Genomic DNA, 21,683 nt, shown 5'->3' on the forward strand with positions numbered 1-21,683 from the left:
TTCGCAGCTCAACGGGTAAAAATAGCGTCGCGGAGTGCTGTTTTAGGCCTGTTTGTGGTTAATGAAGCAAGAAAGCGATCCCTATTCGCTCCAGAACGGAACATAGCGCAACGAACGCGGACCGGCGTTGGGATCGTAGGCATGGATGAGTCCCTCCTCGACGGTGGCAGCAAGCAGGCGTGTGGCCTGAGCGGCTTGTGAATTCTTCAGCCCGAAGCGCTGACGGATTGAGGAATTGTTAACGGGGAGGTTCTCGAGGAAGCGAAGGCAAGCGTGTTGATAGACGGCTTGGGTCTTTTCTTCCATAGTCATCAGCGCAAAGGGGCGGTAGGCGCTTAGGGAGACGGTGGTACTTCCGTTGGCGCGAATGAGAGCAGGTGGGAAGTGCTCGGCTTCGAGTGAAGAGACGATTTTATCCCAGCCACTTCCGCGTTGCTCGACAAAATGCGCCAGACGTAAAGCTTCACCGAGATGGGTATTGCGTGTGGTGGACGCCGAGTCAATGAACCGTTGGGGGTCGATAAGCGGGGTGCCTGGGTTGGTTACTTCGACCCGATCGCTGAAAATCTCCACGGTTAAGAACCGGCCACGCTGTTCAAGATCCTGGTGCATGAGCGCATTTGCTAGCACCTCGCGGAAGGCTACCGTTGGCAACAACGGAGTCACTACGCGCTTACCACTGGAATCAATATGTTCGCCACCTGGACGAATGGTGTTGAAGAGCGTGACTATGTGGGTGAAGGAAGACGCATAGCCTTCGGTGAATTCCCATTCTCGTTCCACCTCCGTGCGTGAAGGACCGTTGAAATGTAGGACGCGGGGAGCGCGCCCGCGCAGCTCCGGAAAGTCCTGAAGAGAGCGCGCATACATGAGTGCGGACCAAGCCGGAATATGCCAGCCTTGCTCGTGTGAGTAGGAGATGGCTTTGGCGCTCCTTAACGTGTCGATGAGGGCGGCGCCTGTCGTATGTGGGAGTTCCGGTCTATTAAGGAAGAAAGCCTCAGGATCAAGCAGGTCGGTAATCGATTCGGGCTCAAGGCCCTCGGCCACTACTGTGTTCTCAAATTCGAACTGGTTGAGTTTTTGCCAGAGCTGACGTTCCTCATTGGGAAAGTCCATGAGGTTTTTCATGTAGCTGCCCTTGCGGAAATACCGCTTCCCTTCGAAGGAATACGGGGCGGACAATGCGGCGGGGATGCGCAGAAGCACAACGAGATGTCCATCAACCGTGATCTCGTCGAAGGTCAGTTCAGGGGCTGGGCTAATGACGCGGTTGAGCCAAGGAAGGAGATCCTCGTTTCCCTTCCCTTTGGTGAGCTGCCAATTAAAGGTCGTCCCGACGATGGTTCGGTCGTCGTTGACACCCCACACGAGATATCCCGCAGGCTCATCATGCAGGCGCGCCGAATTTCCCAAGGCGCAAGCATATTTCGCAATCTCCGCGCCGGAGGATAGCTTGTTTACCTTGAACTCGAGCCACGGTAGCTCAGCCGGAAGCGTTGTAAACCGTTTCACGCGGGCTACAAGTTGTTCCTCAGGCGCAGTATTGATGGGAGTCATGAGTAAAAGTATGCGCGAGAAGCAAGAAACAGTCAAGAAAAAGTCTTCGCAGCTCAACGGGTAAAAATAGCGTCGCGGAGTGCTGTTTTAGGCCTGTTTGTGGTTAATGAAGCAAGAAAAGACCGCCTCGAACTCCGGGGAGGAGACGAAGCGGTCTTTTGTTAAGCGCCTAGCGCAGAATTACTTCTTCAGGCCATCAATGATGTCGTTGAAGGCAGCGACCGGGCGCATGGTCTGGTTGAGCTTCTCCTCGTTCGGGGCGTAGTAGCCGCCGAGGTCGACGGGGGAGCCCTGGACGTCGAGAAGCGCCTGCTCAATCTCGCCAGCCTTGGCCTCGAGGGCCTCAGCAACCGGCTTGAAGGCCTCGGCCAGCTCGGCGTCGTCAGTCTGCGCAGCCAGCTCCTTGGCCCAGTTGAGGGTCAGGAAGAAGTGGGAGCCGCGGTTGTCGTTCTCGCCCACCTTGCGGGACGGGGACTTGCCCTCATCCAGCAGGGTCTCGGTGGCCTTGTCCAGCGCAGCGGCCAGCACGCCAGCCTTGGCGTTGCCGTTGGTGTTGTGCTCGTGGCGGAAGGACTCAGCCAGGGCCAGGAACTCACCGAGGGAGTCCCAGCGCAGGTGGTTCTCCTCCTGAACCTGCTGGACGTGCTTCGGAGCGGAGCCGCCGGCACCGGTCTCGAAGAGGCCGCCGCCAGCCATGAGTGGAACCACAGACAGCATCTTCGCGGAGGTGCCCAGCTCCAGGATGGGGAAGAGGTCGGTGTTGTAGTCACGCAGGACGTTACCGGTGACGGAGATGGTGTCCTCGCCCTTGCGGATGCGCTCGACGGAGGTCTTGGTCGCGGTGACCGGATCCTCGATGGAGATGTCCAGGCCCTCGGTGTCGTGATCCTGGAGGTACTTCTTGACCAGCTCGATGAGGTTGGCATCGTGACCGCGCTCCGGGTCGAGCCAGAAGATGGCCTTCATGCCGGACAGGCGAGCGCGGTTGACGGCCAGCTTGACCCAGTCCTGGATCGGGGCGTCCTTGGTCTGGCAGGCGCGCCAGATATCGCCAGCTTCCACGTCGTGGGAGATGAGGGCCTCGCCCTTGGAGTTGCGAACCTCAACGGTGCCCGCAGCCGGGATCTTGAAGGTCTTGTTGTGGGAGCCGTACTCCTCAGCCTTCTGTGCCATGAGGCCGACGTTCGGGACGGTACCCATGGTGGTCGGGTCGTAAGCGCCGTTGGCCTTGCAATCCTCGATCACGGCCTGGTAGACGCCGGCGTAGGAGGAATCCGGGATGACGGCGAGGGTGTCCTGCTCCTCGTCGTTCTTGTTCCACATGTGGCCGGAGGTGCGGATCATGGCCGGCATGGAGGCGTCAATAATGACGTCAGACGGAACGTGCAGGTTGGTAATGCCCTTGTGGGAGTTGACCATGGCGAGGTCAGGACCGTCGGCAAGCGCGGCGTCGAAGGCAGCCTTGATCTCAGCACCGTTCTCCAGCTTGTCCAGGCCCTCGTAGATAGCGCCCAGGCCGTTCTCGCCATTGAGGCCAGCGGCCTCGAGCTCCTTGCCGTACTTCTCAAAGACGTCAGCGAAGAAAGCGCGCACCACGTGGCCGAAGATGATGGGGTCAGAGACCTTCATCATGGTGGCCTTGAGGTGAGCGGAGAAGAGAACGCCCTCTTCCTTGGCGCGGGCAACCTGCGCCTTGAGGAACTCATCGAGTGCCTTGGCGGACATGAAGGTGCCGTCGATGACCTCGCCCTTGAGGACCGGCAGCTTCTCCAGCAGGGTCTGCTCGCCCTCGGCGGTCTTCAGGACGATGGAGAGGGTGTCCTCCTCCGGCATGATGACGGACTTCTCGTTGTGGCGGAAGTCGTTAGCGTCCATGGTGGCCACGTTGGTCTTGGAATCAGCGGACCAAGCGCCCATCTTGTGCGGGTTCTTCTTAGCGAAGTTCTTGACCGCAATCGGAGCGCGGCGGTCGGAGTTGCCCTCACGCAGAACCGGGTTGACGGCGGAGCCCTTGACGGCGTCGTACTTCTCCTGAGCCTCTTCGTACTCCGGGAGATCAAAGCCGGCGGCCTGCAGCTCAGCGATGGCCTTCTTCAGCTGCACCAGGGAAGCGGAGATGTTCGGCAGCTTAATGATGTTGGCTTCCGGGGTCTTGGCCAGCTGGCCAAGCTCAGCCAGGGCGTCGGAAACCTTCTTGTCACCAAGGCGCTCCGGGAACTGGGCCAGGATGCGGCCGGCCAGGGAAATGTCGCGGGTTTCTACCTCGATGCCCGCGGTGGAAGCGAAGGCCTCCACGACCGGCTTGAAGGAGTAGGTCGCCAGCAGCGGCGCCTCGTCGGTACGGGTCCAGATAATCTTTGCCATGGTTCTCCTAAAGAAGTTGAAAACTGTTCAACCTCACAGGATACCTGTCTTATTTTCTCGCGGTGCCGGTCCCCCTGTGACTCGCGCCACCAGCGGGGCGGGGCTGTGTGATCGCTAGGGCCTTCTCGTCTGCGCGCGGGAAAGGGACTAAGGTACGCGCACGTGAATCTCCCGCACTCCGCTCCCCGCATCCAACGCCGTCCCGTCCCGCGCCAAACGGAAATCTCCTCAACCCGCCGCACCATCGTCATGATCGCCATGGCGCTGGGTGCCTTCGCCATCGGCACCACGGAGTTCACCTCGATGGGCCTGCTACCGCTCATCGCGGATGATTTCGGGATTACGGAAGACACGGCGTCGGTAGTCATCTCCGTCTATGCACTCGGCGTCGTCGTGGGCGCGCCGGTCATCGCAGCACTCACGGGCAAGCTCCCACGCCGCCGCCTCATCATCCTGCTCATTGGCTTCTTGCTCGTGGGCAACCTGCTCACGGCCGTGGCCCCGAACTACGGGGTCCTGCTGGTGGCGCGCTTCATCGCTGGCCTGCCGCACGGCGCGTACTTCTCCGTAGCTAACCTGGCGGCGGTATCGATGGCGCCGCCTGGCCGCCAAGGTTTTGCCATGTCGATGGTGGGCATGGGCCTGTCCATCGCCACCGTGATCGGCGTGCCCGCGGCCCAGGCCCTAGGCCAAGGATTGGGCTGGCATGCGGCGTACTTTGTGGTCGTGGCCATTGCGGGGCTCACGATGATCCTGCTCTTTTTCCTCTTCCCGCACATGACGCGCATGCCGCAAACAGATATGTTTACAGAGCTCGGCGCGCTGAAAAACAGCCAGGTTCTGCTCACCGTCTTCCTCGGCACCGTTGGCTTCGGCGGGATGTTCGCCGTCTATACCTACATCACGTGGACCATGACAGACGTCGCCGGCATGGACCCGAGCCACACGTGGATTGTGCTCATGGCCTATGGCATCGGCATGACCACAGGCAACGTCGCCGGTGGCTGGTTGGCGGACCGTAACCTGGAATTCGGCATCATTTTTGCCCTTATCTGCATGGTTAGTGTGTCGGTGACCTTCTACTTCGTGGCGCACAGCGCGTGGGCGGGCACGATTGTCTTTGGTGTCTTGGCCTTCTTCGGCTCCATCCTCGTGCCCTCCCTGCAGCTGCGCCTGGTCAATGTGGCGGGGGATGCGCAGACCCTCGCGGCGGCGTTGAACCAGTCCGCCCTCAACATCGCCAATGCGGCGGGCGCGGCCATCGGCGGCGCAGTCGTGGGCGCGGGCTACTCCTATAACTCCACCGCGCTGGCCGGTGCGGGCCTGGCGGTGGCAGGCTGCCTCACCTGGGTTGTCACAATGTGGGACAAGCGCCGTCTAGCCCCTTCCGTGAAGATTATTGAACAGAGTTAGACTGTCCGGCATGAGTTTCACCATCGCCTCCGTCAACGTCAACGGCATCCGCGCGGCTTGCAAACAGCGCAACGAGAACAACCCAGGCATGAACGCGTGGCTGGAGACCACCCCGGCCGACGTCGTCCTCATGCAGGAGGTGCGTGCTAACCCCGAGCAGACCCAGAAGGCCCTGGCCCCGGCTCTGGAGGCCGGATGGAACCTGGTACAGGCCGAATCCGCCGCCAAGGGCCGCGCGGGCGTGGGAATCCTATCGAAGCACGCGCTTGGCGACGTCTCCGTAGGCTTCGGCTCCTTCGTCGAATCCGGCCGCTTCATCGCCGCCACCGTGGAAGGCGTGCGGGTGGCTTCCCTGTATTTGCCTTCCGGTGATACCGATTCCCCGAAGCAGGATGAGAAATACCTCTTCCTGGATGAATTCTCTGACGTTCTGGATGAGATGGCCGTGACCTACCCGGAGGCCGTCATCGGCGGTGACTGGAACATCTGCCACCGCGCCCAGGACCTGAAGAACAATAAGGCCAACGAGAAGAAGTCCGGCCACCTGCCGGAGGAGCGCGCCTTCATGGACCGCGTCTTCGGTTCTTTCCCGGATGAGCAGCCGCAGGACAAGAAGGGGCTGGGGGACTGGCTCGGCGTGGTGGACTACGAAACCAAGACCGCCTGGGAGGCGGCCAAGGATCCGCAGTGGTTTGACGTCGCCAGGCGCCTGCACCCGGCGGCGGATGGCCCCTACACGTGGTGGACCTACCGTGGCCAGGCTTTCAACAACGATGCCGGATGGCGCATTGACTACCAGGCGGCCACGAAGGCCATGCTGGAGCGCGCGCAGCGCACCTGGGTGGAGAAGGCGCCGACGGTGGAGGAGCGCTGGTCTGATCACTCTCCGCTTCTGGTCGAGTATAAGTAGCCCACTCCAAGTAGTGGTACGATAATCCCGTCTTAACGTCCTTTTCTATTTCGCAGGAGATGCTCATGACCCGCGCAATCATCTACTTTGTCCTCGGCGCTATTCTGCTTGCCCTGGGTATCTGGTGGTGGACCATCGTCGGACCGTCCTTTGCCTTCCTTGGCCCGATCGTCCTCCAGGGCGTTGGCGGCGCGTTCATGGTGGCCGGTTTCGCCGTCATGATGGACGTTATTAGCCCGACCTCCCGCAAGATTTAACCGACGCAGCGCCGCCCCAGCGGAGGCGGCAGAGTAGAGTGGTCAACCATGACTGACTCCACTTCTGCATCGAACTCCGCTTCCCGAGTCCTCTCTGGCATTCAGCCCACGGCGGACTCTTACCACCTGGGTAACTACCTCGGAGCGCTCAAGCAGTGGATTGACCTGCAAGACTCGCACGAGGCTTTCTACTTCATCCCGGACCTGCACGCCATCACGGTGGAGCAGAACCCGGAGGAGCTGCGCCACCGCACTGTGGCGGGTGCTGCGCAGCTGATCGCGTTGGGCATCGACCCGGCGAAATCTACCCTCTTCGTCCAATCCCACGTCCCCGCGCACGCGGAGCTGACGTGGGTTTTGCAGTGCCTGACCGGCTTCGGTGAGGCCTCCCGCATGACCCAGTTCAAGGACAAGTCTCAAAAGCAGGGCCAGGACCGCACCTCGGTGGGCTTGTTTACCTACCCCGTTTTGATGGCCGCGGATATCCTTCTCTATTCCCCGCACTACGTGCCGGTGGGGGAGGACCAGCGCCAGCACCTCGAGCTCACCCGCAACCTGGCGGAGCGTTTCAACAACAAGTACGGTGAGGTCTTCCGCGTGCCGGAGGCCTTCATTCCGGAAGGCTCGGCCAAGATTTATGACCTGCAAGAGCCGACGTCCAAGATGTCGAAGTCGGGGGCCAACCCGAAGGGCATCGTGAACCTGCTCGATGCTCCCAAGACCTCCGCCAAGCGCATCAAGTCCGCGGTGACCGATGACCTCGGCGTGGTGGCCTTTGACCGTGAGAAGCAGCCGGGCGTGTCCAACCTACTGGCCATCCAGTCCGCGCTGACGGGGGAGAGCATCCCGGATCTCGTGGACAAGTATGCCGGTCAGGGCTATGGCCACCTCAAGGTCGATACGGCCGAGGCGCTCGAGGCCTTCACCACTCCGCTCAAGGCTCGCTACGACGAGCTCATGGAAGACCGCGGCGAGCTCGAGCGCATCTTGGCCCAGGGCGCCGAGCGCGCTACGGAGATCGCCACCCCCCTCGTGGACAAGGTCTACGAGGCGGTGGGGTTCCTCCCCGCGCGTCGCGGCTGAGTTGGCTAGCATGATGAAGACTGTGTAGAGGTTTCTGTAATTAACTTTTAAGGGGAACGCCAGTGGCGCCAACGACTCGACCTGATGAGAAGAAGACCGATGACTACGGCATTGAGCGAGCTCACGCCGATGAACCGGGCGCGGTAGACAAAGTCCGTGAGAAGTCCGGCTTCATCGACCACATTATGAAGATGCTGGACCGCTACGGTAGCCAAGGCGGCAACCAGTTCGCGGCCGGAATTACGTATTTCTCGGTTCTAGCTCTCTTTCCCATCTTCATGCTCACCGTGGCCGCCGCCGCGACCGTGCTGGCGAACCGCCCCGACCTCATGCAGCAGCTGGAGGAGCAGATCACCAACGCCGTATCGGGCGATCTGGGTAATTCGATTACGGAGCTTCTCCACACCGCGATTAAGCAGCGCGGCGCGATGTACGGCATCGGTGGCCTGACCACCCTGTGGTCCGGGCTCGGCTGGATGAATAATCTGCGCATCGGCATTTCTGCCATGTGGAACCAGGACCCCACCGACGCACCGGGCAATTTCGTGACCCATAAGCTCAGCGACCTGCTGGGCCTCATCGGCCTGCTCGTGGCCATGATCATCGCCTTCGGCGTGACGGCAGCGGGTTCGTCCGGGCTGACCCAGAAGATCTTCGAGTGGGTCGGCATCGAGTCCTTCCCTGGCATGGGAGCGGTGCTTGTTATCGCCGGAATCGTGATTGGTCTTATCGCTAACTTCCTGGTCTTTTGGTGGATGGTGGCCTTCCTGCCGCGCACGAAGGTGCCCACCAAGTCGGGCTTGATGGGCGCGGCCATTGGCGCGGTGCTTTTTGAAGCCATCAAGCAGCTGTCCACCGTCATCATGTCCTCCGCGGCGGGCAACCCAGCCGGTGCCGTGTTCGGCCCTGTGATTGTCCTCATGGTGGTCATGTACCTGGTCTGGCGCGTCGTGCTCTACGTTTCCGCGTGGACGGCCACCACCGAGGAATCCCTTGAGCTGATGGTCCCGCCGGTTCCGGATCAGGCGGTTATCCGCGTCCGCAATGAGATCCGCCGGGGCCCGAACCCGGGCGTGGCCTTGGGTGCCGGTGCCGCACTCGGCGCGGCGGCCGCAGGCGCATGGGCCTTGCTGCGCCGAAAGTAGGCCGATGCTTCCAGTATCTTTCGCTCCGAACCTGTATGAACACTTCACCCTGGATTCGCGCGCGACCTCACGCGAACTCGGCGTGCAGCTGGCGGCTGCCGACGCCCGCCTCGAAGGCCTCGGCTACCTCCCCGAGGATGCGGAGCGCGAGGAGCTCGCCGTTGCCGCCCGCATCCTCTGCGAGCCTTCTACCCGGGCAAGCTATGACCAAAAGGTAGAATCAGGCGCCCGGCTTACTTGGGCGCAACTGGAGGACTACGCGAATACCGGCCGCTGGGACGAAAGCCACCACGCTCCCGCGCCCGCGCACGACGCCCCGCGTGCAACCCCCGGCACCCGCGTGCTTTTGGCCGTCATCGACTACGTCATTGCGGCGATCGGTGTGTCCCTCCTCGTAAGTCTCGGGGTGTACAACTCCGCTTTCAATGAGGTCTGGCTCACCAGCATCTCGGGCATCATCACGGTGGCCTATTACATCTGCTTCGAGGTCCTCGTAGGAGCAACGCCGGCGAAGCTGATAGCTGGATACACGGTGCGCGATGTCACCACCCGCGAGAAGCTCACCTGGCAGCAGAGCATTAAGCGCAACTGGTGGCGCGTGGCCTCCCTCGTGCCGCTTGTCGGCCCGCTCATTGCCTTCTTCGGAGCCCTCTACGTGGTGACCACGATTGGCCCGAAGAACGCGCTTCGCGGCCAGCACGACATCATGGCTAACGCCGAAGTAGTGAAAAAGTAGCCACCGCCACCACGAGGAGGGTGACGAGGCCCGCCACCAGCCACCCGATCCAGCCCTGCGAGTCCGCGAAGGACGACGCCGTCGCCGGGGCCTCAGCGGTGGCGGTGGCAGAAGGCGTGGTGGGCGCTGTGCTGGGCTCCTGCGACTCCGAAGGCTCATGCCTCCCAGCCGCGAAATCATCGAGCTGCCCCACGCCGTCGCCGGGCTGGACGTCGGAGGCTTCGTCGAGAAGCATCTGCGCCTGCTCCCACGCGCGGAAACCATGCTCAACGGTCGTATCGAGGAGAACCGCCTGGAGGCGGCGCCCATCGCGGTTGATCGCACCGACGAAAGTGTGGTGCGCGTCCTCGGTATAGCCGGTCTTGCCGCCGATACCATCCGGATCATTGAGGAAGAGCCCGTTATCGTTCCACAGCTCATAACCGGGCATGTCACCCCAGCCGGGAAACTCCACGTGCTCAGTATCGACGATGCGCGCGAAGGTGTCGTTGGCAAAAGCCGCGCGGTAAATCAGCGAGATATCCGCCGCGGACGTCGACATACCCGCCGCGTCCAGCCCGGAGTAGCTGGCCGCCACCGTCGAGCGCGTGCCAATCTCCTTCGCCTTCGCGTTGACCTTCTCCAGCGCCTCCTCATCCCCGCCTATGGCCTGCGCGAGAGCGTGTGCGGCATCGTTGCCGGAAGCCATGAGCAAACCCTGGAGAAGCTGCTCCACGGTATAGACCCCATCCGGGCCGAGGCCGACGGCGGAGCCTTCGACGGAGGCGTCGTCAAGCGTGGCGGTGATGCGTTGGTCCAAGGGAAGCTCCTCGATGACCACGAGCGCTAACAGTGCTTTGATGATGGAGGCCGGGCGGTAGCGCCCGTTGGGGTCCTTCATGGCGATGATCTCGCCCGTGTCCACGTCACTGACCATCCACGCCGAGGCCACGACGTCCTTATTGACCCGAAAACCCGACGGCGCGGTGACACCGCACGCAGCGCCCTCAACCGCGGGCAGGGGAGTGGGCGCTGCCTGGCCGGGAGCCAACCGCTCCGAGGTGGTCGTCGGCTCCTCAGGCACGAGGGAATGCGGGCACAAGTCAGTATCCGGCGCAGTGGTGCGCGTGGGCGATGATGACTCTTCCTCTTCTGCAAACGCCGGCGGCGTGGCGGCCAGAGCGATGACGGTGAGGAGCGCGGGGACATGTTTCATAGCGTGCTTAATCCTAGACCCCGTCCTAGGATGAACCTCATGCATGACGCACCTCTGATTAGCCCCGAAAACAAAGATTCCGGCGCCGAGATTTTCGCTCGTCTGCCCAAAGTGACGCTGTTGGCGCCGCTGCCCACGGTTGCATCCACCCCGGACGAGCTCCGCGCGGCCACGCACGCTGCTGTGCAGGCGCTTGCCGACGACCACGTGGTCTACGCCGAGCTCCGCCTGCGCCCCAGTGCTTTCCCCTTCGGCGCCGCCGAGGCGCTGGCTGCGGCGCAAGAGGGTCTTGATGTTCCCGGTATTGATGCGCGGATCATCGTGGAGGGCGCGGCCGACAATGTGGATGCCGGCGAGGCTGTTGCCGGTGCAGCGCTGACTGAGCTGTCCGCAGCGGAGAAGCTGCGTGAAAATTTCATTCCCTGGGAGCGGGACGTGGCTTCGTACGAGGATGCCGTGGCAGCCGTGCACGCCGGTGCGACGCGTTTGGTCCACGCAACGGATCTCATCGATGATTTCGGTGCCGACCTTGACGGCGTTCGCCCGGGCAAGGCCTCTGCGTGGGTGCGGGATCGCCGCATCGCGCTGACCTTCGCGCCGCTAGAGGAATTGCCCGCAGAGGAGCTGGTCGATCACCCTCTGCCGCTGCTGCAGCAGCTCGGCTTTACCTGCACGGTGGCGGGCGAGAAGCTCAGCGATGTCTTCCTCGCCCTGAGCGAGACCTTCGGCTATGGCCTCGAGGAGTTCTTCGACCTCACCATCAAGGCCATTGAGAATTCCTTTGCTAGCGAAGAAGACCGCCAGCGCCTCATCGAGCAGGAGATCCTGCCCGCCTATGAGGAACTGGCGGATCCGGAATTCGCGGAAGACGCTTCAGAAATGAGCGATTCCGATGCGGAAGAAGACAGCGAGTCTTCCAAGTAGAAGCTAGAAGCGGGAGAAACGCTTCGTCAGCATTTCCTCCAGGCCCTTCCAGGACTCCGCGTGCTCGGTGTAGGGCTTGGAGGGGACGTAGCCCGCGTGCTCGGTGGAGCCGAGCATGTAGCCCAGGTAGTCCTGGAAGCGCGGGTTCTGCAGCATATAAGAGTTGATGGAGTCATCCCCGGCCCAGTCGGCAGCGTCGGCACAGACCTCGTAGCAGCGGCTCATCTGATCCGTATCGACTGCCTCCGGACCCTTTTCAATGTCGCGCACGATGCCATTGAAGGTGTACTGGTTATCCGGGTGGACGGTGACCTCGAGCTCGCCCGCGTTCGCCGCGGCAACGACCTCCTCCCAGGTGGAAACCTTTGCTAGGTCATGGTCGTCGTTCTCCATGATCCAGCGCACGAGCACCTTGGAGCTGGGGAAGGTAAAGATCTCGCCCCACTTGCCCAGGAACACCGGCTTGCCGTTGAGGTAGGTGCGCAGGGTGTAGACCGTCCGCTGGTTGGCGGTGATCTTAATCGGGTCGATGCCTGCGGCTGCCCACGGGGAATTGTCGTAGGGATCGGCGGATTTCGCTGCCGCCTCGCGCTCTTCTTCGGCCTTCTTGCGTGCTTCTTCCGCGGCTTCGCTGGCGGCAGAGATGCGGGTAGCGGCATCCGCGGTTGCCTCCTGGCTGAAATCGGAGGAAGGGATGACCTTGACTACCTTGTCGAGGTCCTCGATGACCTCACGCCAGTTGCTATGAATAACGCGGCCTACGCCGGACCATTCGCCCATGCCTTGGTCACCGGCATAGTGATCGGCTCCGCGGGCGGGGTTGCGCAAAATGGAATGCGAAGCGAAGAAAATCACGGTGTGCTCCGCGGCCCCGACCTCTGCCAGCGCGTGTGCAATTTCTAGGCAGCGTGCGACGGTGGACACGTTCTCGTGGCTGGGGCGGCCAGCCAAGTGCTTTGGCATGCCGATGAGGTCGTATACGTGCTTCTTCTCCGGAACGACGCGGTCCGCCGCCTGGGAATTGAAGGCCTCCCACTTTGGGTGATCGAGCAGGTCGTGCTTCGAGCCGGATTCGAGGAAGCACAGCATCTCGGCTTCGGTGTTAAAGAGCAAGACGGACTCGTCATCACCGAGGAAGGCCTGCCACTCGGAACCATTCTGGCGCCACTTCGGCGCCCAGAGGGTATAAAAATCACCCTCAGAAAGGGAGAGCTGGATGGGTACAATCGCGCGGGTGTTCATGGGCAAACAGTCTACCCTGTAGGCCTCCAGAACCCTTTGAAAGCCATCCCCATGTTGTTAGTACGCAGCGGATTGGTTTGCACAGGGCTGCCCGCTTCCACCATTTGTCCGCCGCCGGAGTACATGGCCACGTGACCATCCCACACGATGAGGTCACCGGGCTGCAGTTCGTCTGCGCTTACCTGACGGCCCACGGTCTGGCTTTCTGCGGTGCGCGGCAGCTCCACCCCCGCTTGGCGCCAAGCCCATTGCGTCAACCCAGAGCAATCAAAGCTGCCATTGCCGGTACCGCCCCACCCATAGGGAGTCCCCACCTGGGACAAGGCGGCCTGTGTCGCTGCCTGCCCTTGCGTGGTTCCTTCGCTTGCGGTGGAGGACGCGGTGAGTGCGTGGCGCACCACGCCTTCCTCCTGCGGGCCGCGCACCGAGGGGCGAACAGCACGCTGGCCAATGGGGATGAGGGGAGCTGCTGCTTGCAGGAGCTCCCCAGCCAGCTGCTTGACGCGAAGCATCGCTTTGCCAACGTATTCCATGGCCAGGGCTTGCAATGCTGAACGCGCCGCAGCCTGTGTTGCAGGATTTGGGATAAGCAACCCGAGAGCGATAGGTAGTCCGCGCTGGAGAAGCTCGAAGCCCAGACCGATGAGGTCCCTGACTGTCGCCGCGATGAGCCCGCGGGCAGTATCCAGAGCTGAGCGGGCGGTGGAGAGATCCTCAGTGGCTTGGCGTGCAGTGTCTAACAACGCCCGTGGATCCCCATGCGCAATTTCCGCTAGCGGCCCTGCAGCAGTGAGATCGGGCACAGTGGGCAGGGAGACGTCGGGAAGCTGCGCCGGCTGAATCCGGGCAATGTGGGCGAGTGCTGACTCCAACATCACAGACCCCCGCACGCGTTCGCGAGAGCACCATCGGCGTCTTCCGCTTCGCGGGCCATGCGGAAGCTGGAGTCCGCCACGGCACCGGCATCCGCCCTGACCTGGGTAAGGCGGGCAGCAAGGTTCTCCATGGCGGTGTTAAAGGTTCCAGTGAAACCGCCCAGAACGGTATCGACCGGTAGCTCAGGAGGGGGAGTGGAGGAGGCCTGGGAGATGGCGGCAAGCTCATGCGCCAGCCTACGGGTGTGTTCGGTGTCGATATTAAACGTGTGGAAGCTAGTCATGGCTTATTAGACTGTGCTGCCCGCTGATCGGTTCCCGGCCGATTCTTATACAGTGAAGGGCATGGATATCCACGTAGTAGACCACCCCCTCGCCGCCTCCCGGCTCACACTCATGCGCGATGCCCGCAGCGATAATGCCGCCTTCCGTGCAGCTCTGCGGGATCTTGGCACCATGCTTGTCTATGAGGCAGCGCGCGACCTGCCCGTCGAGCATTTTGATTGCGTTACTCCCGTTGCCACGGCGGAGGGCACCCGCCTGCAGGACCCGCCAATTATCGTGCCCATCATCCGTGCTGGACTGGGCATGATTGACCCGGCGCTGTCGATGATCCCTGATGCCCAAGTTGGCTTCATTGGCATGGCGCGCGATGAAGAAACCCATGAGCCGGTGCCTTACCTGGAGGCCCTGCCGGAGGATCTCAGCGGGCGTAGCGTCTTTGTCGTCGATCCGATGCTCGCCACGGGCGGTTCCCTCCTGCATTCCCTGAAACTCCTCGCGGACCGCGGCGCCACCGATATCACCGCGATCTGCATGGTGTCCGCGCAGCCGGGCGTCGATGCGCTGGCCAACTCGGGGCTGCCGGTTCGCTTGGTTACCGCGGCGATTGATCCGGCCCTCAACGAGGACGCCTACATCGTGCCGGGGCTTGGCGACGCCGGCGACCGCCTCTACGGTCCCCGCAATATCGACCTGTAGCGAAGGTAGACCGCTTAGTATATCCGGCGTGTGACCTGCCCGGCTAACTGAACCGCATGGTCTAGTTGTAGACTCTTCCCAACAGGACACCACGGAGGAGGAAGCAGTGATCTCGGACTACGTCAGTGAGTGGTTCAGCAACCACCGCGCGGAGGTCATCGCGTGGCGCCGCCATATTCACCGCCACCCGGAGACCTCCAATAAGGAAGTGGAAACCACGCGCTTCCTGTCTCGCACCCTGCGTGAGTACGGTCTGGAGCCGCAGCTTTTCCCCGAAACCGGCCTCATGGTGGACATCGGGCCCGATACGGAACTTGGGCGCCTGGCCTTCCGCGCCGACATCGACGCGCTCCCGGTCACGGAGGTCACGGGCCTTGAGTACACCTCCGAGGTCCCCGGCGTCATGCATGCCTGCGGGCATGACATGCACACCACCATTGCACTAGCCACGGCCTGTGCCTTGGCGGATCTCAACCGTGAGCACCCGCTGGACTTCGGCGTTCGCGTCATCTTCCAACCTGCCGAAGAGGTTTGGGTAGGCGGCGCCACCGACGTCATCGAGTGGGGTGCGCTCGAAGGCGTGAACTCCATCTTTGCCGTCCACGTCGAGCCGAAGCTGCGCGTCGGGCGCATTGGCGTCCGCGCCGGGGCGATCACCTCCGCGACTGACGTCGTGGAAATCAACGTCTCCGGCCCGGGTGGGCACACGTCGCGCCCGCACTTGTCGGCGGACGTCGTCTATGCGTTGGGCAAGCTGCTGACGGACCTGCCGGGTTTGCTCTCGCGCCGCGTCGATCCACGCACCGGCACCGTCTTGGTCTTTGGTCAGGTGAATTCCGGCTATGCACCGAACGCGATTCCCGAGACCGGCTCGGTGTCTGGCACCATGCGCACGGCGGATATCGGGATCTGGCGCGAGATGCAAACGCTGTTCTCTGAGCTTGTGGAGCAGGTCCTGGCGCCCCTGGGCGTGGAACATGAGCTGGTCTATCACCGTGGGGTTCCGCCGGTGCTGAACGACGACGTCTCCACCGCCCTCCTCGCCAGCGCTGCCCAGGCCATCGACCCGCAAGCCGTGGTCCAAGCGCCGCAGTCCTCGGGCGGCGAGGACTTCTCCTGGTACTTGGAGAAGGTCCCCGGTTCCATGGCCCGCCTGGGTTGTTGGTCCGGCGAAGGCGAGCAGCACGATCTGCATATGGGTGATTTGGCCCCCGATGAGAGGGCTATCGGCGTGGGCGTCAAACTCTTCGGCTCCGTGGCGGAACAGTTTGCCAACGTGGAGGATTAGTTTTCTAACTACTACACTGTGACAAGGATTTCCCAGAGTTCTTATAGGCAGATTTTTAAAAAAGGAGCGACAGTGTCACAGGAAGCCCCCCGCATCGTAATTATCGGCGGCGGCCCCGCAGGCTACGAGGCTGCGACTGCCGGCGCCAAGTACGGCGCGCACATTACGTTGGTTGAGGAACAGGGCCCCGGTGGCTCCTCCGTTCTTTTGGACTGCGTCCCGTCGAAGTCCTTTATTGCCGGCGCCAACATTCGCACCGACTTCCGCCGCGCGGATGATATGGGCCTGAACCACCAGCTCGGCTCGCTGAAGCTGAGCCTGGAGGCGCTTAACGGCCGCGTGCAGGCGCTGGCCGGCAACCAGTCCCGCGACGTGCGCGCGGGCCTGGAGAAGATCGGCGTCAAGGTCATCGATGGCCGCGCCGCATTCTCCGAGGACCAGCACGGCGTGAAGGGTGCCGCGCACAAGGTTGATGTCACCCACACTGATGGCACCACCGAGACCCTCGACGCGGACCTGGTCCTCGTTGCCACCGGTGCCACCCCGCGCATCTTGCCGGGCGCTCAGCCGGACGGCGAGCGCATCCTGACCTGGCAGCAGGTTTATGACCTCAAGGAGGAGCCGGAGCACCTCATCGTCGTCGGCTCCGGCGTGACCGGTGCCGAGTTCGTTTCCGCCTTCGCGGAGATGGGTGTGCGCGTGACCATGGTGGCTTCTCGCGACCGCATTCTGCCGCATGATGACGCCGATGCTGCCGACGTCCTCGAGACCGTCCTGGCTGAGCGCGGCGTGGAGCTGGAAAAGAACTGCCGCGTCGAAACGGTCTCCCGCACCGAGGACGGAAACGTCGTGGTGAAGACCCAGGACGGCCGCGAGATCCACGGCTCCCACGTCATCATGTCCATCGGTTCCATCCCGAATACGAAGAACCTGGGCCTCGAGCACGTTGGCGTGGCTACCACGAAGTCCGGTCACATCGAGGTTGACCGCGTTTCCCGCACCAACGTTGCCGGCATCTACGCCGCGGGTGACTGCTCCGACCTCTTCCCACTGGCCTCCGTTGCCGCGATGCAGGGGCGTATCGCCATGTACCACTCCCTGGGTGAGGGTGTATCCCCGCTGCGCTTGAAGACGGTCGCCACCGCCGTGTTTACCCGCCCGGAGATCGCTGCCGTGGGCTTTACCCAGGCGGAGATTGAGGCGGGCGAGGTCGCCGCGCGCACCATCACGATGCCGCTGAACACCAACCCGCGCGCCAAGATGCGCTCTCTCCAGCACGGTTTTGTCAAGCTCTTCTGCCGCGCGACCTCCGGCCGCGTAATCGGCGGCGTCATCGTCGCCCCGACCGCTTCCGAGCTCATCCTGCCCATCGCCGTGGCGGTAACCAACCAGCTCACCGTGAACCAGCTGGCGGATTCCTTCGCGGTCTACCCGTCGCTGTCCGGCACCATCACCGAGGCAGCCCGCCGCCTCGTTGCCCACGACGACCTCGAGTAGGCAGGCTCCAGCTCTGTTCTAGCTTCAGCTCGGTTTTATAAGCCCAGTGTGCTCACCGCATGCTGGGCTTCTTCCATGGTGAACCGCTCGCCGTAGTCGCTGGTGAGCTGCATAGGGGTTGGACATGAGAGAACCTCCTGCTTAGGTGAGAGACGAGAGCCCGGCGTGGTGCCGAGCGAGTCCTATCTTGGCAAGCCACCTGGACATTGCTGCAGGAAATTCGAAAGCGTGGGCGAATTGGTGAAAACTACGAGGTCGCGTAAGCCGAAACCGGAGTGGCATTGAGGTCGAGGCTGACGGAGCGCCCCGCCTGTGGGAAGGCGCGCTGCGGGCAGGCCGGGCGTGGGCAGGCGGCGCAACCGGGGCCGATGGGGGTTGCCTCGGAAGGGGAGAGGTTGAGCGCATCGGCGTAAACCACGCGATCCGCCTGCGCAATATCGCAGCCCAACCCCACGACGAATTCCTTGCGCGGCGTGCCCCAAGCCTGAGCCTGGCCTTGGACGAAGCGCGCGATCCACAGGTAGGTGTGGTCATCGGGCATCGAAGCCACCTGGCGCGTGATGCGGTTTGGCGTTTCAAAAGCACGGTGGACCACCCACAACGGGCACGAGCCGCCGCTGCGCGCAAAGTGGAAGGCGGTGGAGGACTGGCGCTTGGAAATGTTGCCCGCGCGGTCGGTCCGGATGAAGGAGAAAGGGACACCTTGGTGGTGGGGCCGCTGAAGCGTCGACAAGCGCTGCGCGGTGGTCTCGAAACCAGTGCCAAAGGATGCCGCGATCACATCAATGTCGTAGCGCGTCTCCTCCGCGGTGGTGAGGAGCTGCGTATAGGGCATGGTGACGGCCGCCGCGAAGTATTGGGCCAGACCATAGGTGCCGATGGAGCGGGCTTCGGCGCTGGGGAGTTCAGCCACGAGTTCCGCGCAATGCTCCGGGTAGGCCAGGAGGCAGTACTGGAGCGCCATCTCGAAGACGAGCTGGGCTTCCGTGAGTCCTGCGCGCAGGTGCAGCTCGCGGTCGTGGAAGGTCCGTCGGCGCGGTGAGGCTGAGGAGAATCGTGTCGTAACGCCGAACTCGTCCTGCAGGACTGAGGCCAAGCGCCCGCGGCGCAGGACGCGGTCACCGAGGGAATCGGACAGCTCCTCGGCGGCGACGTCCAGGCTGTGAATGTAGTTGTGGGCGTCGTAGAAGAAGTCGCGGACCGCTTCGAAAGGGCCGGTTTCCGCGGGGGTGTGTGCGGCGGCGGCGACAAGCCTGGGGAGTAGCTCGGGGAAGCGCCCGCTTAAGTCAGTGAGTGTGGTGTCGGAGGCCTCGGGGAAGAGCTGACGCAGCTCGGCGAGCGCGCGCAGGTCGCGGTCTCCCGCGAAGTAGGTGGCGTCAACGCCAAAGCGTTGTGTCAGCTGCATGAGGACGGTGACGGTGAGGGGGCGCTGGTCATTCTCCAGCTGGTTGAGATAGCTGGTGGACATCCCCAGTTGTTGTGCCATGGCCGCTTGGGTGAGTTTGCGTTCTTTGCGTAGTGCGTGGATTCTTGCCCCCGCGTAGTGCTTGCTCATTGTGTGCGTCCTCCCAAAAAGCCGCCCCAACAGGTAATTACACAAGGTTTGCAAACAACGCAAAACCCTGCAACAGATAAACACAGTTTACACATGTGGCAGGCCACACGGGCGGGGGATAGTGTGATGGCTATCGCAGCCGTTGTTGTCTAGGAGGAAAACCCCGTTGATTAACCACGAAGTACGTACCCACAAGTCCGCTGAGAACTTCCCCATCGAAGAGCACCTGGCGTACAAGATTGCCAAGGTCGCAGCAGATCCCGTTGAGGTTCCGGCCGAGACCACCGAGATGATCATCAATCGCATCATCGATAACGCCTCCGTGGCCGTGGCCTCTGCCACCCGCCGCCCGGTGACCTCCGCCCGAGTCATCGCTCAGGCCCACCCGGCTCAAAAAGGCGGAGCCACCATCTTTGGTGTTGACGGCACCTACTCCGCCGAGTGGGCAGCCCTGGCCAATGGCACTGCCGTGCGCGAGCTGGACTACCACGACACCTTCCTCGCCGCCGAATACTCCCACCCGGGCGATAACATCCCGCCAATCCTGGCCGTGGCACAGCACAAGGGGCTGACCGGCAAGGAGCTCATCCGCGGTATCGCCACCGGCTACGAAATCCAGGTCAACCTGGTCAAGGGCATTTGCCTTCACGAGTGGAAGATCGACCACGTGGCGCACCTCGGCCCCTCCGTCGCCGCGGGCATCGGCACCATGCTCGGCCTCGACGTCGACACCATCTACCAGGCCATCGGCCAGGCGCTACACACCACCACCGCCACCCGCCAGTCCCGCAAGGGCCTCATCTCCTCCTGGAAGGCCTATGCACCGGCGTTTGCCGGCAAGATGGGCATCGAAGCAGTAGACCGCTCCATGCGCGGCGAGGGTGCCCCGGCCCCGATTTGGGAAGGCGAGGACGGCTTCATCGCCTGGATGCTCCACTCTCCGGAGCGCACCTACACCGTCCCTCTCCCGGCTGAGGGCGAGGAAAAGCGCGCCATCCTGGACACCTACACCAAGGAGCACTCCGCGGAGTACCAGGCACAGGCCCCGATTGACATGGCCTTTGCCCTCAAGAAGACCTTGGCTGAGAAGGGCCTGAAGGTGGAGGACATCGAGTCCATCGTCCTGCACACCTCGCACCACACCCACTACGTCATCGGCACCGGCGCCAACGACCCGCAGAAGATGGACCCGAACGCCTCCCGTGAGACTCTGGATCACTCCATCATGTACATCTTCGCCGTGGCCCTGCAGGACGGCGAGTGGGACTACGAGACCTCCTACTCCGACGAGCGCAAGCACCGCCAGGACACCATCGACCTGTGGCACAAGATTTCCACCGTCGAGGACCCCGAGTGGACCCGCCGCTACCACTCCAACGACCTGGAGGAGAAGGCCTTCGGCGGCAAGGCTGTCATTACCTTCAAGGACGGCACCGTGATTGAGGATGAGCGCGCGGTGGCCGACGCCCACCCGCTCGGCGCCCGCCCCTTCGGCCGCGAGGAGTACATCAACAAGTTCAAGAAGCTCGCCGCCGGCAAGGTATCGGAGGAGGAACAGGAGCGCTTCCTCGCTGCCGCCCAGAACCTGGAAAACCTCACCGACCTGAGCGAGCTCAACGTTCGCCTCACCGACGAGGCTATCGCCACCGCACCCGAGACCCCGAAGGGACTGTTCTAAATGGCTGGCCTATTTGGCTCTACTACCAGCAATGCAGACAAGCGCAAGAGCTTCCGCGAGGCGCTGAACGCACCGGGAATTACCACGCTGCCGGGCGCCTTCAACCCGTTGACCGCGCGGCTCATCCAGGACATCGGCGGCTTCGGCGGCGTCTATGTCTCCGGCGCGGTGCTGGCTAATGATTTGGGTCTGCCGGACATTGGTCTCACCACCCTCACTGAGGTGGCGCAGCGCGCCGGGCACATTGCCCGCGCCACGGACCTGCCTGTGCTTGTCGACGCCGACACGGGCTTCGGCGAGCCCATGTCCGCCGCCCGTACGGTTGCCGCGCTGGAGGACGCCGGCCTGGCCGGCTGCCACCTGGAAGACCAGGTCAACCCGAAGCGCTGCGGTCACCTCGATGGCAAGGAAGTGGTGCCGACGGACCTTATGGTTCGCCGCATCACCGCCGCGGTCAACGAGCGCCGCGATGAGAACTTCATCATTTGTGCGCGCACCGATGCCGCCGGCATCCACGGCATCGATGAGGCCATCGAGCGCGCCAAGGCCTACGCCGACGCCGGCGCGGACCTCATCTTCACTGAGGCCCTGTACTCGCCGGAGGACTTTGAAAAGTTCCGCGCCGCCGTGGACACCCCGCTGCTGGCCAACATGACGGAGTTCGGCAAGACCGAGCTGCTGTCCGCCAAGCGCATCGAGGAGCTGGGCTATAACGCCGTCATCTGGCCGGTATCCACCCTGCGCGTGGCCATGGGCGCTACCGAAGAATTCCTCCGCGACATGCAGGAAACCGGCCTGCAATCCGAGGAATGGCTCGACCGCATGCAGCACCGCTCCCGCCTGTATGAGCTGGTGCGCTACGACGAGTACAACGCCTTCGACCAGAGCGTGTTCACCTACTCCAAGGACAGCTACAAGCCCACCTTCGACTAGGGCACACGGCCTGAAACTCACACTAGAACCCAATAAAAGGAGAAAAC

The 21,683-nt window shown here is 62.7% G+C and carries 20 protein-coding genes; 12 read left to right on the forward strand and 8 right to left on the reverse strand.

Annotated elements, in window-relative coordinates; genetic code table 11:
- Positions 1-81: 81 nt before the first annotated feature.
- Complete coding sequence (locus HMPREF2760_RS09695) at positions 82-1,560, reverse strand: RNA-binding domain-containing protein (protein ID WP_070521413.1); 1,479 nt, start codon at positions 1,558-1,560, stop codon at positions 82-84.
- A gap of 180 nt (positions 1,561-1,740) precedes the next feature.
- Positions 1,741-3,924 (reverse strand): NADP-dependent isocitrate dehydrogenase, encoded by a 2,184-nt coding sequence (locus tag HMPREF2760_RS09700; RefSeq protein WP_070597155.1) that lies wholly within the window; start codon positions 3,922-3,924, stop codon positions 1,741-1,743.
- Positions 3,925-4,086: 162 nt separating this feature from the next.
- Between HMPREF2760_RS09700 and HMPREF2760_RS09705 the strand changes: the two genes are divergently transcribed.
- The 6 genes from HMPREF2760_RS09705 to HMPREF2760_RS09730 all read left to right on the forward strand — a co-directional run bounded on the left by HMPREF2760_RS09705 (position 4,087) and on the right by HMPREF2760_RS09730 (position 9,468).
- Complete coding sequence (locus HMPREF2760_RS09705; protein WP_070597156.1) at positions 4,087-5,337, forward strand: MFS transporter; 1,251 nt, start codon at positions 4,087-4,089, stop codon at positions 5,335-5,337.
- A 10-nt stretch (positions 5,338-5,347) separates the two neighbouring features.
- On the forward strand, positions 5,348-6,247 hold the full coding sequence (locus tag HMPREF2760_RS09710) for an exodeoxyribonuclease III (protein ID WP_070530657.1): 900 nt from the start codon (positions 5,348-5,350) through the stop codon (positions 6,245-6,247).
- A gap of 65 nt (positions 6,248-6,312) precedes the next feature.
- On the forward strand, positions 6,313-6,504 hold the full coding sequence (locus HMPREF2760_RS09715) for a hypothetical protein (RefSeq protein ID WP_049157254.1): 192 nt from the start codon (positions 6,313-6,315) through the stop codon (positions 6,502-6,504).
- Between the two features lie 48 nt (positions 6,505-6,552).
- Positions 6,553-7,587, forward strand: a complete 1,035-nt coding sequence (trpS, locus tag HMPREF2760_RS09720; protein ID WP_070530655.1) for a tryptophan--tRNA ligase — start codon at positions 6,553-6,555, stop codon at positions 7,585-7,587.
- Between the two features lie 62 nt (positions 7,588-7,649).
- The gene (locus tag HMPREF2760_RS09725; protein ID WP_070563871.1) at positions 7,650-8,732 is read left to right on the forward strand and encodes a YhjD/YihY/BrkB family envelope integrity protein; all 1,083 of its coding nucleotides are present in this window, start codon (positions 7,650-7,652) and stop codon (positions 8,730-8,732) included.
- A 4-nt stretch (positions 8,733-8,736) separates the two neighbouring features.
- Positions 8,737-9,468 (forward strand): RDD family protein, encoded by a 732-nt coding sequence (locus tag HMPREF2760_RS09730; RefSeq protein WP_070563874.1) that lies wholly within the window; start codon positions 8,737-8,739, stop codon positions 9,466-9,468.
- Here HMPREF2760_RS09730 and HMPREF2760_RS09735 read toward each other — a convergent pair.
- Positions 9,443-10,663: a D-alanyl-D-alanine carboxypeptidase family protein gene (locus HMPREF2760_RS09735; RefSeq protein WP_070563877.1), complete on the reverse strand. Its 1,221-nt coding sequence runs from the start codon at positions 10,661-10,663 to the stop codon at positions 9,443-9,445. The two genes, HMPREF2760_RS09730 and HMPREF2760_RS09735, sit on opposite strands and share 26 nt — an antisense overlap.
- A gap of 39 nt (positions 10,664-10,702) precedes the next feature.
- Here HMPREF2760_RS09735 and HMPREF2760_RS09740 point away from each other — a divergent pair, with 39 nt between their 5' ends.
- Positions 10,703-11,587 carry an amidohydrolase family protein gene (locus HMPREF2760_RS09740; RefSeq protein ID WP_083299224.1) on the forward strand — a complete coding sequence of 295 codons (885 nt, stop codon included), beginning with the start codon at positions 10,703-10,705 and terminating at the stop codon, positions 11,585-11,587.
- Between the two features lie 3 nt (positions 11,588-11,590).
- Here HMPREF2760_RS09740 and HMPREF2760_RS09745 read toward each other — a convergent pair whose 3' ends face one another.
- Genes HMPREF2760_RS09745 through HMPREF2760_RS09755 form a run of 3 tightly spaced genes read right to left on the reverse strand, consistent with a single transcriptional unit; the run spans position 11,591 to position 13,988 of the window.
- Positions 11,591-12,829, reverse strand: coding sequence for a hypothetical protein (locus HMPREF2760_RS09745; RefSeq protein WP_070530645.1), 1,239 nt, complete (start codon positions 12,827-12,829; stop codon positions 11,591-11,593).
- Between the two features lie 11 nt (positions 12,830-12,840).
- A complete protein-coding gene (locus tag HMPREF2760_RS09750; RefSeq protein WP_070563883.1) occupies positions 12,841-13,704 on the reverse strand; it encodes a C40 family peptidase in 864 nt (287 codons plus the stop codon).
- On the reverse strand, positions 13,704-13,988 hold the full coding sequence (locus tag HMPREF2760_RS09755) for a hypothetical protein (RefSeq protein ID WP_070563886.1): 285 nt from the start codon (positions 13,986-13,988) through the stop codon (positions 13,704-13,706). The genes HMPREF2760_RS09750 and HMPREF2760_RS09755 overlap by 1 nt, the downstream gene beginning before the upstream one ends.
- A gap of 61 nt (positions 13,989-14,049) precedes the next feature.
- Here HMPREF2760_RS09755 and upp point away from each other — a divergent pair, with 61 nt between their 5' ends.
- The 3 genes from upp to HMPREF2760_RS09770 all read left to right on the forward strand — a co-directional run bounded on the left by upp (position 14,050) and on the right by HMPREF2760_RS09770 (position 17,470).
- Positions 14,050-14,685, forward strand: coding sequence for a uracil phosphoribosyltransferase (upp, locus tag HMPREF2760_RS09760; protein ID WP_070530640.1), 636 nt, complete (start codon positions 14,050-14,052; stop codon positions 14,683-14,685).
- Positions 14,686-14,791: 106 nt separating this feature from the next.
- A complete protein-coding gene (locus HMPREF2760_RS09765) occupies positions 14,792-15,973 on the forward strand; it encodes a M20 family metallopeptidase (protein WP_070563889.1) in 1,182 nt (393 codons plus the stop codon).
- 72 nt (positions 15,974-16,045) lie between these two features.
- A complete protein-coding gene (locus tag HMPREF2760_RS09770) occupies positions 16,046-17,470 on the forward strand; it encodes an NAD(P)H-quinone dehydrogenase (protein WP_070530636.1) in 1,425 nt (474 codons plus the stop codon).
- Positions 17,471-17,505: 35 nt separating this feature from the next.
- On the opposite strand, the gene HMPREF2760_RS12610 is transcribed toward HMPREF2760_RS09770, so the two are convergent.
- Both HMPREF2760_RS12610 and HMPREF2760_RS09775 read right to left on the reverse strand, forming a co-directional pair.
- Positions 17,506-17,583, reverse strand: a complete 78-nt coding sequence (locus HMPREF2760_RS12610; RefSeq protein WP_083299228.1) for an Ltp family lipoprotein — start codon at positions 17,581-17,583, stop codon at positions 17,506-17,508.
- Positions 17,584-17,717: 134 nt separating this feature from the next.
- A complete protein-coding gene (locus tag HMPREF2760_RS09775; RefSeq protein ID WP_070530634.1) occupies positions 17,718-19,025 on the reverse strand; it encodes a short-chain fatty acyl-CoA regulator family protein in 1,308 nt (435 codons plus the stop codon).
- 166 nt (positions 19,026-19,191) lie between these two features.
- Between HMPREF2760_RS09775 and prpD the strand changes: the two genes are divergently transcribed.
- Together prpD and prpB are read left to right on the forward strand one after the other, a co-directional pair.
- Entirely contained in the window at positions 19,192-20,703 is a 1,512-nt protein-coding gene (gene prpD / locus HMPREF2760_RS09780; protein ID WP_070563892.1) for a 2-methylcitrate dehydratase PrpD, read from the forward strand.
- The gene (gene prpB / locus HMPREF2760_RS09785; protein ID WP_070563895.1) at positions 20,704-21,636 is read left to right on the forward strand and encodes a methylisocitrate lyase; all 933 of its coding nucleotides are present in this window, start codon (positions 20,704-20,706) and stop codon (positions 21,634-21,636) included.
- The last annotated feature ends 47 nt before the right edge of the window (positions 21,637-21,683 follow it).

Origin of the sequence: Corynebacterium sp. HMSC065D07, assembly GCF_001810695.1 — a bacterium.
GTDB lineage: Bacteria > Actinomycetota > Actinomycetes > Mycobacteriales > Mycobacteriaceae > Corynebacterium > Corynebacterium hesseae.